Origin of the sequence: Pseudomonas sp. LFS044, assembly GCF_047978245.1 — a bacterium.
Classification (GTDB): Bacteria; Pseudomonadota; Gammaproteobacteria; order Pseudomonadales; family Pseudomonadaceae; genus Aquipseudomonas.
Map to the genome: position 1 here is coordinate 39,272 of NZ_JBFPFX010000027.1, position 15,134 is coordinate 54,405.

The following is a 15,134-nucleotide window of genomic DNA, read 5'->3' on the forward strand; positions in this document are numbered from 1 at the left end:
TTGTCTGTTCGGGCTTCATCGCCGGCAAGCCGGCTCCCACAAAGGCTGCACCGGTCGCAGGAACGGTGCAGTACCTGTAGGAGCCGGCTTGCCGGCGATAAGGGCAACTCAGTTGTGAAGTGTAGACACTCACCCACCACCCGGCGCCAGCATCAGGTTCGGCGCCAGCCGGTGAAAGCCCTCCCCGTCCAGCCGGATGTCCAGCGCCAGGCTGGCCAGGTCATCGGCCAGTGGCTCGGCTGCGGCATCGTTCTCCAGGTAATGCTGCTTCAGGTAGGTATTGCACCCCGGGCAGCACTCCGCCCGCAGCGGCGCCTTGCCGGGTGCATGGCGGTCATCTTCAAGGCTGCTATAGCGCAGGTCCTTGCTGGACTCGCAGTACACGCACTTGACCCGCACCACGTGCCATTCGCAGGCACACAGGGAGCATGCCAGATAGCGCAAACCATTATGCTTGCCGCGATTGCGCACCACCCCGGCCATGGCCGGTGAGCCGCAGGCCGGGCACTGGGCCAAGCTGGCTGAAGGTTTGAGCTCGGGTGACGGCAGCGCCAGCAGCCAACTGAACCAGGCAGCTTGCAGCGCGGCGCCAAGGAATGGCACCAACGCCGCAGGCACGGCGTCGAGCTGCCCGGCAAGCAATGCGATCCCCCACGCCTTTCGCTGGCTGGCCTCGCTTTCACGCAGGGTATGCAACGCGGCCGCGAGCGGGCCGCTGGTCTCTTCGTCAAAATGATCGATCAACGCCTGCATCCAGACCAGCCAGGGCCCTTCGCGCACCAGGCTATCGGCCGCAAGCGGAGGGAGGCCATGGCTTGTACACAGGCGCTGACGCTCTTCGGCCACCGGTAAACCACCAGGCGGGTTATCCACAAGCTGTTGCTGGAAGCGACACAGCCACGCGATAAACCGCAGGTAATCGCCTAGGGCATTGCCTTCGGCCAGCTGCTCCAGCCGCTCGGCGCGCAGGGCGAACAGGTTTTTGGGCGGCAGGTGCAGAAAGGGCGGCATCACCGCCGATGCTTCGATCTGCCCGGGTTCGAGTATCGTGCTCAAGCGCTTATCCTTCTTTACGTCGGTGATTGCTCGGCGGCTTGTCACCGGTCACTTCGCGGTACCACAACTCATGGTGCTTGCGTGCCCAGGCACGGCTGACCCAACCATGCAGCATGGCGCCGATCGAGCCCTTGATCCAGATGCCGGCATAGATGTGCACGATGATGCTGAGGATCAGCACAAAGCCCGCCAACGCATGGGCAAGTGACGCGAGGCGAATCGAACCGATGTCGAAGAAATGGCTGAAGTACGCGCGCCAGATCACCACGCCACTGAGCAACAACACCAGCATGCACAGCAGCAGGGTCCAGAACAGCAGCTTCTGCCCGGCGTTGTACTTGCCGATGGGGGGCACGCCGTCCTCGCGGTTGACCATTACCCGGTCGATGCGGCGCAGCCACAGGCGGTCGTTGGCGGTAATGAAGTTGGCGCGCCAGAACCTGAAAACCAGGAACAGGAAGAACACGAACATCGCCACGCCCATGAACGGGTGCAGGATGCGCGTCCACGGCCCACCGCCGAACAGATGGCTGAGCCAGAACAGCGCCGGGTGGAACAGCGCCAGCCCGGAAAGCCCGGCCATGAAGAACAAGATGGCGACGAGCCAGTGGTTGGTGCGCTCGTTGGCGTTGTAACGCAGGATGGGTTTGTCGTCGTTCATGGCCGCTGCTCCCCTTGCCCACCGGGCTGCTTCGGATCGTAGACATGCACTGCCGGATCCAGCTGGTGCACGCTGGCATCCGGCGGCGTAGGATGCTCGTCCTCCTCGACCCGCTGCGGGCCGACCCGCACGTAGTGGAAGAACCCGGCCAGCACCGCCGCGCCCATGGCCAGCAGCGCCAGCGGCTTGGTGAAGCCTTTCCACAGGCCCACCAGCGGGCTGATCACCGGCTGGTCCGGCAAGCCGGCATACAACCTGGGGGTGTCGGCATGGTGCAGCACGTACATCACATGCGTACCGCCGACCCCGTCCGGGTCGTACAGCCCGGCGTTGTCGTAGCCGCGCGACTTGAGGTCGACGATGCGCTCGGCGGCATGCACCTTCATTTCGTCCTTGCTGCCGAACACGATCGCCCCGGTCGGGCAGGTTTTCACACAGGCGGGCTCCAGGCCCACGCTCACGCGGTCGGAACACAGCGTGCACTTGTAGGCCTTGTGGTCCTTCTGCGAGATGCGCGGGATATTGAACGGGCAGCCGGTGATGCAGTAGCCGCAACCGATGCAGTGGTCCTGGTTGAAGTCGACGATGCCGTTGGCGTGCTTGATGATCGCCCCCGGGCTCGGGCAGGCCTTCAGGCAACCGGGGTCGGCGCAGTGCATGCAGCCGTCCTTGCGGATCAGCCACTCCAGGTTACCGTCGTCGCGCTCGTGCTCGGTGAAGCGCATCAGGGTCCAGGTCTCGGCGGTGAGGTCCTGGGGGTTGTCGTAGGTGCCGTGGTTGTGGCCGACCTCGTCACGCAGTTCGTTCCACTCCGAACACGCCACCTGGCAGGCCTTGCAGCCGATGCACTTGGTGGTGTCGATCAGCTTGGCGACTTCCTGCTGCTGGCGTACCGAGGGCGGTACGGTGGTGGTGGCCGAGCGGGCAATGATGTCTTGGCTGGCCATCAGAGTTTCTCCACTTTGACGAGGAACGACTTGGACTCCGGCGTCTGCGTGTTGCCGTCACCCAGGAATGGCACCAGGGTGTTGGTCAGGTAGCCATGCCGGGTGGCACCGGTGAAGCCCCAGTGCAGCGGTATGCCGATCTGGTGCACGGTCTGGTTGTTGACCTGCAGCGGGCGAATCCGCTTGGTCACCACCGCCACCGCATCGATATGCCCGCGCTTGCTCGACACCCGCACCCGGTCGCCAGCCGTGATGCCCTTCTCGTTGGCCAGCACCTCGCCGATCTCGACGAACTGCTCGGGCTGGGCGATCGCATTGAGCCGGCAATGCTTGCTCCAGAAGTGGAAGTGCTCGGTCAGCCGATAGGTGGTCGCCGCGTAGGGGAATTCGTCGTGCGTGCCGAGGGTGTCCCACACCGAATCGAAGATCCGCCCGGCCGGGTTGCTGGTGGCCTTCTTGTTCTGCGGATGCAGCGGGTTGATGCCGATGGGCGTCTCGAAAGGCTCATAGTGTTCGGGGAACGGGCCTTCGGCCATCTTGTCGATGGCAAAGAACCGCGCCACACCTTCGGGGTTCATGATGAATGGGTTCATCCCTGCTTCCGGAGGCGAGTCGACCTTGAAGTCGGGCACGTCGGTACCGGTCCAGGCCTTGCCGTTCCACCACACCAGGCGCTTCTTCTCCGGGTCCCAGGGCTTGCCTTGCGGGTCGCTGGAGGCGCGGTTGTAGAGGATGCGGCGGTTGGCCGGCCAGGCCCAGGCCCAGTTCTGCACCTGGTGCATGCCATACGGGTCGCTGTTGTCGCGGCGCGCCATCTGGTTGCCCTGCTCGGTCCAGCTGCCGGCGAAGATCCAGCAGCCAGACGCCGTGCTGCCGTCGTCCTTGAGCTGGCCGAAGCCCGCCAGCTGTTGGCCAGCCTTGATCACCGCGCCGCTCGGGTCGGTGACGTCGGCCACGGCCCAGCCGTTCATTTCCTTGGCCAGCTCTTCAGGTGAAGGCTCTTCAGGGACTTTGTACGGCCAGCTGATGTTCATCATGGCATCGGGGTAAGCGCCGCCCTCGGTCTGGTAGCGTTGGCGCAGGCGCAGGAACAGCTCGCTCATGATGTGCACGTCGGTGCGCGTCTCGCCCGGGCCGTCGGCGCCCTTCCAGTGCCACTGCAGCCAGCGGCTGCTGTTGACCAGCGAGCCGTCCTCCTCGGCGAAGCAGGTGGTGGGCAGGCGGATCACTTCGGTCTGGATATTGGCCGTGTCGACGTCGTTGAACGGCCCGGCGTTGCGCCAGAACTCCGACGTCTCGGTGGCCAGCGGGTCCATGATGACCAGCCATTTGAGCTTGGCCAGTGCCGCGGTGACGCGGTTTTTATCCGGCAGCGCGGCAATCGGGTTGAAGCCTTGGCAGATGTAACCGTTAACTTTGCCCTGGCCCATCATCTCGAACATGCGCAGCACGTCATAGGCCGGCACGTCGAGTTTGGGCAACCAGTCGTAGCCCCAGTTGTTTTCCGCCGTGGCGTTGGCGCCGTACCAGGCCTTCATCAGGCTGACGTGGAACTTGCCGTAGTTCTGCCAGTAGGACAGCTGCCCCGGGCGCAGCGGCTTGGAGGCGCGCTTGTCGATGAAAGTGGCGTAGTCCTGCTCGGCATCGCCGGCAAGCGTCAGGTACCCCGGCAGCGAGTTGGACAACAGGCCGAGATCGGTCAGGCCCTGGATATTGGAGTGCCCACGCAAGGCGTTGACCCCGCCACCCGGCATGCCGACGTTGCCCAGCAGCAACTGGACCATGGCCGCACTGCGGATGATCTGCGCGCCGATCGAATGCTGCGTCCAGCCCAGCGCATAGAGGATCGTCATGGTCTTGCCCGGTACCGAGCAGGTGGCGATCTCCTCCCAGATCTTCATCATGGCGTCCTGCGGCATACCGCAGGTCATGCTCGCCAGTTCCGGGGTATAGCGGCTGTAGTGCTGCTTCATCAGCTGGAACACGCAACGCGGGTGCTGCAGGGTCGGGTCGACCTTGGCGAAGCCGTCCTCGCCCAGCTCATAACCCCAGCCGGACTTATCGGCATACACGCGCTTGGCCGCGTCGTAGCCGCTGAACAGCCCGTCCTCGAAGCCATAGTTTTCTTTGACGATGAACGACACGTCGGTGTAGTTGCGCACGTACTCGTGCTGAATCTTGTCAGTGCTCAGCAGGTAATTGATCAGCCCGCCCATGAAGGCGATGTCGCTGCCGGTACGAATCGGCGCGTAGTAATCCGCCACCGAGGCGGTACGGGTAAACCGTGGGTCGACCACGATCAGCCGCGCCTTGTTGTGCGCCTTGGCCTCGGTCACCCATTTGAAGCCGCACGGATGCGCTTCTGCTGCGTTGCCACCCATCACCAGGACCAGATTCGCGTTGGCGATATCTGACCAGTGGTTGGTCATGGCGCCACGGCCGTACGTCGGGGCAAGACTTGCCACCGTCGGGCCGTGTCAGACACGAGCCTGGTTATCGAACCCCAGCATGCCAGTTGCGCGTACGACCTTGTGGGTCAGGTAGCCTGCCTCGCTGGAGGCGGCGGAGGCAGCGAGAAAACCGGTGGTAAGCCAGCGGTTGACGGTCTGCCCCTGGGCGTTCTTCTCGATGAAGTTGGCGTCCCGGTCCTGTTTCATCAGGTCGGCGACGCGGTCGAGCGCCTCGTCCCAGCTGACTCGCACCCATTCCTTGCTGCCTGTCTTGCGTACCTCGGGGTACTGCAGGCGGCTAGGGCTGTGGATGAAGTCCAGCAGGCCCGCGCCTTTCGGGCACAGGGTGCCGCGGTTGACCGGGTGGTCGGCGTCGCCTTCGATGTGGATGATGTTCTGTTTGACGTTCTTGCCCGCATCGCCCTGGCTGTACATGATCAGGCCGCAGCCGACCGAGCAGTAGGGGCACGTGTTACGGGTTTCTTTGGTATGCGCCAGCTTGAAGTGGCGCACCTGCTCGGCGAAGGCCGGCGTCGGGGCCATGCCCAACGCCGCCAGGCTAGAGCCTCCAAGGCCGACGGCGGCGACCTTGAAGAACTGCCGACGGTTGAGGTCCATCGTGCACTCCTGATCAGGTGGTGGACGCACGGAACATGGCCGGCGCCTCTTGGTAGTCACGGTGGCGGGTTTTTGCTGGCCGCCAATGGGTAAGACTAGTCAAGAATCGGGAAGGTGTGGTGACTTGGGTCACATGGGCGGTTGGTGATGGGGGCGTTATGGCCGCCAGGTGCATGGCTTGGGTTTTAGGGTGATGCGTAAATCGAGCGCCGCCCGCGCGGCGCTTCGCGAAGCGCTTGCCTTGATATCTTCAGCGCCCTTGAGATCGAGCGCCGCCCGCGCGGCGCATCGCGGGCAAGCCCGCTCCTACATTTGTTGCAACGCGCCGTTCCAGTCGGGCCATGGTTGCTCGCCTTGGCGCATGGCCCAAGACTGGCGGGGCGGCGGCAGCGCCAGCCGAAAAATCGCGTCGTGCCGACAAGGCTGACAACTATGGCCTGTCAGGCCATGGCACGTTGCAACAAATGTAGGAGCGGGCTTGCCCGCGATGCGCCGCGCGGGCGGCGCTCGATTTCATGGGCGCTGAATGTTTTGAGCCAAACACATCGGGCCCCACCCCATTTCCTGCCATGCCACCACACGCAAAAAATCCATCTTCCGTAAGACATTTCTGAACCTGAAACCAAATGCTTCAGGATTAGCATGCTTGCGAATTATCCTACGCGCGCTGCTGAAGTGTCGCTGTTGTCGGGGAAACGCCTCAGGGATAACGTTTTCGGGTCGTTTAGGCGACCGGGCGTGAGAACCCGACAGAGATATTTACGCAGCACCGTTATGGTGGCCGTACGTGGGCAGGCTTCGTCCTGGCCGAGTCTTTTGGCGTAATTCTCCTCGGTTTCTCACCCCACGTACGGCTGCCACCTAGCCCGTGAGAAAGATTCAGGCGGCAGTTTATTACTGAGAACTCCGGAATTACGCCATGAAAAAGATCGTCCCCGACCCACCCCGCCGCAAACCCATCACCACCCCATTCTTCACCGTCCAAGCCGACATGTACCCACCCGACGCCCTGGCCCACGTGAGCGAACTGTTACGCGGCGTCATCGAAACCATCGACGAACACTGCAGAGCTCGGGCGGGCGAACCCGGCATGAAGATGCTGAGCAATGCCATGCATGCCAGCGAGATCGCCCACTCACTGGTGGAGCACGTTCATGATCGGCTCTATAGCCAACGGGGCGAGGATTGACGACATGGCGGACCAACCCAAACCGCTTACAACCGTCGGCGTGGCGACCTTTCTCGATGTGGGCAACCCACCGATCGACCTCCTGCGCGTGCAGCCTGGTGTTCCCATCGACGGTGCGTACGAACAGGTCTCCGTCCTGCTGGGCTACATCAGGCATCTTGTTCGTGAAGGGGATATGGAGGATGACCACAAGTTGCTGGGCGCGGCGGATTATCTGACCGCGCTGGCAAAGGCGCTGATGAACGATATCGAGATAGCCAAGAACAGGCTGCATTGACCTCAAGGGCCCGATCGCTCGCTTGTCGGCGGTTGGGCCATCAGCTGCTATCCAGTAACCGCACATCAATTTCGGAAACGGACTACATCCAAGAGCGCTAACCCCTTGCTAGGTTCGCGAAAAAACCTAGGGATGGTGCTCACATGAATACGAACTACGGCCGTGTCACACTCTTCATGTTTTGGCTGTTACTGGCAGCACCGGCGCTGGCTGAAGCTGTAAAACCCATACCAGCGCCAGCCATCACTGCAGAAGCGGCCCGAGCAATGGCCGCTGCCGCAGAACGAGCAGCCCGCGCTCAGGGGTTTGCCATTGTCATCAGCATTGTCGACAACCATGGCAACTTGAAGCACTTCCACCGCATGGACGGCACCAGCAGCGGCAGCATAAAAGTCGCACAACTCAAGGCGTCGACCTCCGCCCGCTTCCCCCTTTCGTCCAGCGCGCTCGCAGCGCGAAGCGCTGCACTGCCAGCAAACCCATATGCGTCACTGCCAGGTTTCACGCTACTGGGTGGCGGCCTGCCGATCCTGGACGCGAACGGCGAACACATTGGCGGTATCGGTATCAGCGGTGCAACGCCTGAGCTGGACGCGGAATTTGCCCAGGCCGCGCTGGATAGCGGGGCCTGAACTCACGCATGAAAAAACCCAGGGCAAATGCCCTGGGTTTCTGGTGTAGCGCGACGCCTGACCGTTTTTATCAGAACGGAATATCGTCATCAAAGCTGTCAAAGTCAGCCGCCGGCTGCGGTGCTGGCTGTTGCGGCGCTGGGCGCTGCTGGGCCTGTTGCGGGCGTGGGGCCTGCTGACGTTGTTGTTGCGGGGCCTGGTTGTACTGTTGCTGCTGGCCACCCTGGTTGTAGTTGTTACCACCACCCTGGTTGTACTGGTCGCCGCCACCTTGCTGGTTTTGCGGACGGCCGCCAAGCAGCTGCATGGTGCCCTGCATGTCGACGATGATCTCAGTGGTGTAACGCTTGATACCGTCTTTTTCCCACTCGCGGGTCTGCAGCTTGCCTTCGATGTACACCTGCGAACCCTTGCGCAGGTATTCGCCAGCGATTTCGGCAACCTTGCCGAACATCGACACACGGTGCCACTCGGTACGCTCGACCTTCTGGCCCGACTGCTTGTCGGTCCACTGCTCGCTGGTAGCCAGGCTCAGGTTGGTCACGGCGTTACCGTTGGGCAGGTAGCGGACTTCGGGATCCTGGCCACAGGTGCCGACCAGAATGACTTTGTTAACCCCACGGGCCATAACGTTCTCCTAGGCTTCGCACGCCGAAGAGGCTGGGTTTACCAGACGCTCGAGGGTCGCACGGTCCAAAATTTTCGTATCCAGTTTGATATAGATGGCAGCTTCTTCTGCCACCACAACGGCGTCGGTCACACCCGGCACGGCCAGCAGGCGTTCGGTCAGGCCGGCTTCCCGGACTGCCTCAGCCGTCAGCGGCATGCGCAGGCTGGTCACATACGGCGGCTCGTTCATGCGCAAAGCGACGACCAGCCATACGGCACACAGCACTGCACAACCGAGGAACACCGTGTTCAGCCCACCGTGCTGGAACAACCACCCACCGAGGATTCCTCCCAGCGCGGCGCCAAGGAACTGGCTGGTGGAATACACCCCCATCGCCGTCCCTTTGCCACCAGCAGGTGACACCTTGCTCACCAGCGAAGGCAGCGATGCCTCCAGCAGGTTGAATGCAGTAAAGAATACCACGGTGCCAATCACCAGTCCGCGCAAGTTGTCAGCCCACTGCCAGAAGAACACTTCCACCAGCAGCAGCACACTGACCGCCCCAGCCAGCACGCGTTTCATCTTGCGCTTTTTTTCGCCATAGATGATGAACGGGACCATTGCAAAAAATGAGACGAACAGCGCGGTCAGGTATACCCACCAGTGCTCTTCCTTGGGCAGGCCGCCGCGTTCGACGAACGCCAGGGGCAGCGCGACGAAGCTGGCCATGAGGATGGCATGGAGGATGAAGATCCCGATGTCCAGGCGCAGAAGGTCCGGATGGCGCAGGGTTGGGCCTAGGGCCTGGCGGGCGACACCCGATTCGCGGTGCTGCAAGGTACTGTGGGTGTTGGGCACGACGAAGGCGATTAGCAGGATGCCGACCAGGGCAAGTCCTGCAGTTGCCAGGAACAATCCTGACAAGCCGAAGGCACTGGTGAGCAGCGGGCCGACGACCATCGCCACGGCGAACGACAGGCCGATGCTCATGCCGATCATGGCCATGGCCTTGGTGCGGTGCTGTTCGCGGGTAAGGTCGGACAGCAGCGCCATCACCGCAGCGGAAATCGCCCCCGCGCCCTGCAGGATGCGCCCGGCGATCACGCCCCATATGGAGTCGGCCTGGGCCGCCAGTACACTGCCGAGGGCAAAGATCACCAGGCCCACATAGATGACCGGGCGGCGGCCGATGCGGTCGGAGATCACCCCGAACGGGATCTGCAGGAACGCCTGGGTCAGGCCGTAGGCGCCAATGGCCAGGCCGATCAGCGCGGGCGTGGCGCCTGCCAGGTCCATGCCGTAGGTGGCCAGCACCGGCAAGACCATGAACATGCCCAGCATACGAAAGGCAAAGACCAGGGCAAGGCCGCTAGCGGCGCGGGTTTCGCTGCCACTCATGCGTTCGTTGTGGGTGTCGTGCATGGATTAACCTCGTGTGAACCGGCGGCGATTCTATCAGTCCGACAGCTTGACGGCATCTACGCGACGCTTTGCCGCGTACTGGCAGCGCGCCGTATACTTCCTTGTTTATGCCCGCCGAGCGAGGCCGCAGTGGACAAGATCCTGATTCGTGGGGCACGTACCCACAACCTGAAGAACATCGACCTGACCCTGCCGCGGGACAAGCTGATCGTGATCACCGGTTTGTCCGGTTCCGGCAAGTCGTCCCTGGCGTTCGATACGTTGTACGCCGAAGGCCAGCGCCGCTATGTGGAATCGCTGTCGGCCTACGCCCGGCAGTTCCTGTCGATGATGGAAAAGCCCGACGTCGACACCATCGAAGGCTTGTCGCCGGCCATTTCCATCGAGCAGAAGTCGACTTCGCACAACCCGCGTTCCACCGTCGGCACCATCACCGAGATCTACGACTACCTGCGCCTGCTGTATGCCCGCGTGGGTACCCCGCGTTGCCCAGACCACGATATTCCGCTGGAAGCGCAAACCATCAGCCAGATGGTCGACCTGGTGCTGGAGCGGCCCGAGGGCAGCAAGCTGATGCTGCTGGCGCCGGTTATCCGCGAGCGCAAAGGTGAGCACCTGGCGGTGTTCGACGAGCTGCGCGCCCAGGGCTTCGTGCGCGCACGGGTCAACGGCAAGCTGTACGAGCTCGACGAACTGCCCAAGCTGGACAAGCAGAAGAAGCACAGCATCGATGTGGTGGTGGACCGCTTCAAGGTGCGCGCCGACCTGCAGCAGCGCCTGGCCGAGTCGTTCGAGACCGCGCTCAAGCTGGCCGACGGTATCGCCCTGGTGGCGCCGATGGACGACGAGGAAGGCGAAGAGACGATCTTCTCCGCCCGCTTCGCCTGCCCGGTCTGCGGCCACGCGATCAGTGAGCTGGAGCCCAAGCTGTTCTCCTTCAACAACCCCGCCGGCGCCTGCCCGACCTGCGATGGCCTGGGGGTGAAGCAGTTCTTCGACACCAAGCGACTGGTCAACACTGAGCTGACCCTGGCCGAAGGGGCGATCCGCGGCTGGGACAGGCGCAACGTCTATTACTTCCAGATGCTCGGCTCGCTGGCCGCTCATTACGGCTTTAGCCTGGAAGAACCGTTCGGCGAGCTGCCTGCCGACCACCAGAAGGTGATTTTGCAAGGCAGCGGCAAGCAGAGCGTCGACTTCAAGTACCTCAACGACCGTGGCGACATCGTCAAACGCACGCACCCGTTCGAAGGCATCGTGCCAAACCTGGAGCGACGCTACCGCGAGACCGAGTCGGCCACCGTGCGTGAGGAGCTGGCCAAGTTCCTCGGCACCCAGCCCTGCCCCGATTGCCGCGGCACCCGCCTGCGCCGTGAAGCGCGTCACGTCTGGGTTGGCGAGAAGACCCTGCCGGCGGTAACCAACCTGCCAATTGGCGAAGCCAGCAAGTATTTCGGCGAACTGACGCTGACCGGGCGTCGGGGCGAAATCGCCTCGAAGATTCTCAAGGAAATCTGCGAACGCCTGCAGTTCCTGGTCAACGTGGGCCTGGATTACCTCACCCTCGACCGCAGTGCCGACACGCTGTCGGGCGGCGAGGCACAGCGGATCCGCCTTGCCAGCCAGATCGGCGCAGGCCTGGTCGGCGTGATGTATATCCTTGATGAACCGTCCATCGGTCTTCATCAACGGGACAACGACCGCCTGCTCGCCACCCTCAACCACCTGCGCGATCTGGGCAACACGGTCATCGTGGTCGAGCACGATGAAGACGCCATCCGCCTGGCTGACTACGTTGTGGACATCGGCCCGGGTGCCGGTGTGCATGGTGGCCAGATCGTCGCTGAGGGGACACCGCAGGAGGTCATGGACCATCCTGACTCGCTGACCGGCAAATACCTGTCGGGTCGCAAGAAGATCGCCGTGCCGGCCAAACGTACACCGCGTAACAAGAAGCTGTCGCTGAAGCTCAAGGGTGCCCGCGGCAACAACCTGCAGAACGTCGACCTGGAAATCCCGATCGGCCTGCTGACATGCGTGACGGGTGTATCGGGCTCCGGCAAGTCGACGCTGATCAACAACACGCTTTACCCCCTCGCTGCCACCGCCCTCAACGGCGCAAGCAGCCTGGAAGCCGCGCCACACACCAACATGGATGGCCTGCAGCACCTGGACAAGGTGGTCGATATCGACCAGAGCCCGATCGGCCGCACCCCGCGCTCGAACCCGGCGACCTATACCGGCATCTTCACGCCCATCCGCGAGCTGTTCTCCGGTGTGCCGGAGTCGCGCTCACGCGGCTACGGCCCAGGCCGTTTTTCCTTCAACGTCAAAGGTGGGCGTTGCGAGGCTTGCCAGGGCGACGGCCTGATCAAGGTCGAAATGCACTTCCTGCCGGATATCTACGTGCCGTGCGACGTGTGCAAGAGCAAGCGCTACAACCGCGAAACTCTGGAGATCAAGTACAAGGGCAAGAACATCCACGAGGTGCTGGAAATGACCATCGAGGATGCCCGCGAGTTCTTCGACGCGGTGCCAGCGTTGGCGCGCAAGCTGCAGACGCTGATGGACGTCGGCCTGTCGTACATCAAGCTGGGGCAGTCGGCGACAACCTTGTCCGGCGGTGAGGCGCAGCGCGTCAAGTTGTCCCGCGAGCTGTCCAAGCGCGACACCGGCAAGACCCTGTACATCCTCGACGAGCCGACCACAGGCCTGCACTTCGCCGATATTCAGCAGTTGCTCGATGTCCTGCACCGCCTGCGCGATCACGGCAACACCGTGGTGGTGATCGAGCACAACCTGGACGTGATCAAGACAGCCGACTGGTTGGTGGACCTGGGACCGGAGGGGGGCTCCAAGGGTGGGCAGATCATTGCCAGTGGCACCCCGGAGGAACTGGCCAAGATGAAGCAGTCCTATACAGGGCATTACCTCAAACCACTGCTGGAGCGTGACCGGGCCTGAAAAGCCTGTGCATGAAAAAGCCCCTGGTACCGATGGTGCCAGGGGCTTTTTCGTGGGCTGCGGATAACTTACATCTGCGATTGCAGGTAGTTTTCCAGGCCGATGGCCTTGATCAGGCCCTGCTGCTTCTCCAGCCAGTAGGTGTGATCTTCTTCGGTATCGGCCAATTGCGCGCGCAGGATGTCGCGGCTGATGTAATCCTTGTGCAACTCGCACAGCTCGATGCCTTTGCACAATGCAGCGCGGACCTTGTACTCAAGCTTGAGGTCGGCCTCGATCATTTCCGGCACGGTGCTGCCTACTTCCAGGTCATCCGCGCGCATGTCGGGGGTGCCTTCGAGCATCAGGATACGGCGCATCAGCGCGTCGGCGTGCTGAGTCTCTTCTTCCATCTCGTGGTTGATACGTTCGTAGAGCTTGGCCAGGCCCCAGTCTTCGTACATGCGCGAGTGAATGAAGTATTGGTCGCGTGCTGCCAGTTCGCCCTTCAGCAACGTGACGAGGTAATTGATTACGTCCGGGTGACCTTGCATCGCCCTGCTTCTCCCTGTGGATACGTCTATAGGGAACATAGTGTGAACCAGGAATTGCTGGCGGTCACTGAAAACCGCGCAATTAGAAGCAAAAAATCGGTTAAACAGTAGTGATATTCATTGAAAAACCGCCCAAATGAGGGCGGTTCTTCTTATCACTTCGAGTCAGGCGAGATTCACACCCAAGGCCTTCGCGATCCCTTCTCCGTAGGCCGGGTCGGCCTTGAAGAAGTATTGCAATTGCCGCTGGATGACGTCTTCGCTGACGCCTGCCATGGTCCCTGCAATGTTGCTGATCAGCAGTGCCTGTTGTTCGTCACTCATCAGGCGGAACAGCGCACCGGCGTGGCTGTAGTAGTCGTTGTCCTCGCGGTGATCATAGCGATCCGCAGAACCGTTCAGGGCCAGCGCAGGTTCCGCGTGGCGTGGCGACTGCTTTGGCGCATCGCCATAGCTGTTGGGCTCATAGTTGGGCGCATTGCCGTAGCTGCCCACCGCCATCGAACCGTCCCGCTGGTAGCTGTTCACCGTGCAACGCGGCGCATTGACCGGCAGCTGCTGGTGGTTGGTACCCACGCGGTAGCGGTGCGCATCGGCATAGGCAAACACACGGCCTTGCAACATCCGGTCGGGCGACAGGCCCACGCCCGGCACCATGTTGCTCGGCCCGAATGCGGCCTGCTCGACCTCTGCGAAATAGTTGAGCGGGTTACGGTTGAGTTCCAGCACACCTACTTCGATCAGGGGGTAGTCTTTCTGCGACCAGGTTTTGGTGACATCGAACGGGTTTTCGTCGCGGCTTGCCGCCTCGGCCTCGCTCATTACCTGAATGCACACGGTCCAACGTGGGTAATCGCCGCGCTCGATGGCCTCGAACAGGTCGCGCTGGGCGTAGTCCGGGTCAGTACCGGCCAGGCGCGCGGCATCGGCAGGCGCCAGGTTCTTGATGCCCTGCTGGGTCTTGAAGTGCCATTTGACCCAAGTACGCTCGCCAGCAGCGCTGATCAGGCTGTAGGTGTGGCTGCCGAAACCGTGCATGTGACGGTAGCCGTCCGGGATGCCACGATCAGAGAACAGGATGGTGACCTGGTGCAGCGCCTCGGGCGAATGCGACCAGAAGTCCCACATCATCTGTGCGCTCTTCAGGTTGGACTGCGGGTGGCGCTTCTGGGTGTGGATAAAGTCCGGGAACTTGAGCGGGTCACGGATAAAGAACACCGGGGTGTTGTTGCCTACGATGTCCCAGTTGCCTTCTTCTGTGTAGAACTTGACCGCAAAGCCGCGAGGGTCCCGTTCGGTATCAGCCGAACCGCGCTCGCCACCGACGGTAGAGAACCGCAGGAACGTTTCGGTTTGCTTGCCGATCTGTTCGAACAGCTTGGCACTGGTGTATTGAGTGATGTCGCGAGTAACGGTAAAGGTGCCATAGGCGCCTGAACCCTTGGCGTGAACGCGACGCTCGGGAATGTTCTCGCGATTGAAGTGGGCGAGCTTCTCGATCAGGTGGAAATCGTCGAGTAGCAGCGGGCCGCGTGGGCCGGCAGAGCGGGAATTCTGGTTGTCAGCTACTGGGGCACCGCTGGCGGTGGTGAGAATCTTGCTCATGGGCTCTCCTTATCGGTCTTGAACTGCCGGCTAAATCGGCTTGGACAGGAGTATTGACGAGCGGTCGTTTCAGAACAAATTCATTACATGACTTGTATCAATAGAAATAAACAATACCTGCAGACACAAAAAACCGGGCACTAGGCCCGGTTTTCTGTAGCAGACAGAAC

Annotated in this window: 12 protein-coding genes; 4 read left to right on the forward strand and 8 right to left on the reverse strand. The window is 62.0% G+C overall.

What is annotated here, in order from left to right:
• Window positions 1–129: 129 nt before the first annotated feature.
• Genes fdhE through fdnG form a run of 4 tightly spaced genes read right to left on the reverse strand, consistent with a single transcriptional unit; the run spans window position 130 to window position 5,732 of the window.
• A complete protein-coding gene (gene fdhE / locus ACNQPL_RS20605; RefSeq protein WP_346614678.1) occupies window positions 130–1,056 on the reverse strand; it encodes a formate dehydrogenase accessory protein FdhE in 927 nt (308 codons plus the stop codon).
• Between the two features lie 4 nt (window positions 1,057–1,060).
• A complete protein-coding gene (locus ACNQPL_RS20610; RefSeq protein ID WP_346614679.1) occupies window positions 1,061–1,717 on the reverse strand; it encodes a formate dehydrogenase subunit gamma in 657 nt (218 codons plus the stop codon).
• Entirely contained in the window at window positions 1,714–2,664 is a 951-nt protein-coding gene (gene fdxH / locus ACNQPL_RS20615; protein WP_416467751.1) for a formate dehydrogenase subunit beta, read from the reverse strand. The genes ACNQPL_RS20610 and fdxH overlap by 4 nt, the downstream gene beginning before the upstream one ends.
• A complete protein-coding gene (gene fdnG, locus ACNQPL_RS20620) occupies window positions 2,664–5,732 on the reverse strand; it encodes a formate dehydrogenase-N subunit alpha (RefSeq protein WP_416467752.1) in 3,069 nt (1,022 codons plus the stop codon). The genes fdxH and fdnG overlap by 1 nt, the downstream gene beginning before the upstream one ends.
• Window positions 5,733–6,651: 919 nt before the next feature.
• On the opposite strand from fdnG, the gene ACNQPL_RS20625 reads away from it, so the two are divergent.
• The 3 genes from ACNQPL_RS20625 to ACNQPL_RS20635 all read left to right on the forward strand — a co-directional run bounded on the left by ACNQPL_RS20625 (window position 6,652) and on the right by ACNQPL_RS20635 (window position 7,830).
• Complete coding sequence (locus ACNQPL_RS20625) at window positions 6,652–6,921, forward strand: hypothetical protein (protein ID WP_416467753.1); 270 nt, start codon at window positions 6,652–6,654, stop codon at window positions 6,919–6,921.
• A gap of 4 nt (window positions 6,922–6,925) precedes the next feature.
• Window positions 6,926–7,198, forward strand: coding sequence for a DUF3077 domain-containing protein (locus ACNQPL_RS20630; RefSeq protein ID WP_416467754.1), 273 nt, complete (start codon window positions 6,926–6,928; stop codon window positions 7,196–7,198).
• 143 nt (window positions 7,199–7,341) lie between these two features.
• A complete protein-coding gene (locus ACNQPL_RS20635) occupies window positions 7,342–7,830 on the forward strand; it encodes a GlcG/HbpS family heme-binding protein (RefSeq protein ID WP_416467755.1) in 489 nt (162 codons plus the stop codon).
• Window positions 7,831–7,900: 70 nt separating this feature from the next.
• Here the strand turns inward: ACNQPL_RS20635 and ACNQPL_RS20640 are convergent, their stop codons facing one another.
• A complete protein-coding gene (locus tag ACNQPL_RS20640; protein WP_346614684.1) occupies window positions 7,901–8,458 on the reverse strand; it encodes a single-stranded DNA-binding protein in 558 nt (185 codons plus the stop codon).
• A 9-nt stretch (window positions 8,459–8,467) separates the two neighbouring features.
• Window positions 8,468–9,862, reverse strand: a complete 1,395-nt coding sequence (locus tag ACNQPL_RS20645; protein ID WP_416467756.1) for an MFS transporter — start codon at window positions 9,860–9,862, stop codon at window positions 8,468–8,470.
• A gap of 129 nt (window positions 9,863–9,991) precedes the next feature.
• On the opposite strand from ACNQPL_RS20645, the gene uvrA reads away from it, so the two are divergent.
• Window positions 9,992–12,826: an excinuclease ABC subunit UvrA gene (gene uvrA / locus ACNQPL_RS20650; protein ID WP_416467757.1), complete on the forward strand. Its 2,835-nt coding sequence runs from the start codon at window positions 9,992–9,994 to the stop codon at window positions 12,824–12,826.
• Between the two features lie 68 nt (window positions 12,827–12,894).
• Here uvrA and bfr read toward each other — a convergent pair whose 3' ends face one another.
• Both bfr and ACNQPL_RS20660 read right to left on the reverse strand, forming a co-directional pair.
• Window positions 12,895–13,359: a bacterioferritin gene (gene bfr, locus ACNQPL_RS20655; protein WP_414537045.1), complete on the reverse strand. Its 465-nt coding sequence runs from the start codon at window positions 13,357–13,359 to the stop codon at window positions 12,895–12,897.
• Window positions 13,360–13,524: 165 nt separating this feature from the next.
• On the reverse strand, window positions 13,525–14,964 hold the full coding sequence (locus tag ACNQPL_RS20660; RefSeq protein WP_416467759.1) for a catalase: 1,440 nt from the start codon (window positions 14,962–14,964) through the stop codon (window positions 13,525–13,527).
• Window positions 14,965–15,134 lie beyond the last annotated feature (170 nt).

Coding starts and splice junctions, on each gene's coding strand:
- ACNQPL_RS20660 (WP_416467759.1), bottom strand. CDS start 14,964: ATGAGCAAGATTCTCACCACCGCCAGCGGTGCCCCAGTAGCTGACAAC.
- ACNQPL_RS20625 (WP_416467753.1), top strand. CDS start 6,652: ATGAAAAAGATCGTCCCCGACCCACCCCGCCGCAAACCCATCACCACC.
- ACNQPL_RS20635 (WP_416467755.1), top strand. CDS start 7,342: ATGAATACGAACTACGGCCGTGTCACACTCTTCATGTTTTGGCTGTTA.
- bfr (WP_414537045.1), bottom strand. CDS start 13,359: ATGCAAGGTCACCCGGACGTAATCAATTACCTCGTCACGTTGCTGAAG.
- ACNQPL_RS20610 (WP_346614679.1), bottom strand. CDS start 1,717: ATGAACGACGACAAACCCATCCTGCGTTACAACGCCAACGAGCGCACC.
- fdxH (WP_416467751.1), bottom strand. CDS start 2,664: ATGGCCAGCCAAGACATCATTGCCCGCTCGGCCACCACCACCGTACCG.
- ACNQPL_RS20645 (WP_416467756.1), bottom strand. CDS start 9,862: ATGCACGACACCCACAACGAACGCATGAGTGGCAGCGAAACCCGCGCC.
- ACNQPL_RS20640 (WP_346614684.1), bottom strand. CDS start 8,458: ATGGCCCGTGGGGTTAACAAAGTCATTCTGGTCGGCACCTGTGGCCAG.
- ACNQPL_RS20630 (WP_416467754.1), top strand. CDS start 6,926: ATGGCGGACCAACCCAAACCGCTTACAACCGTCGGCGTGGCGACCTTT.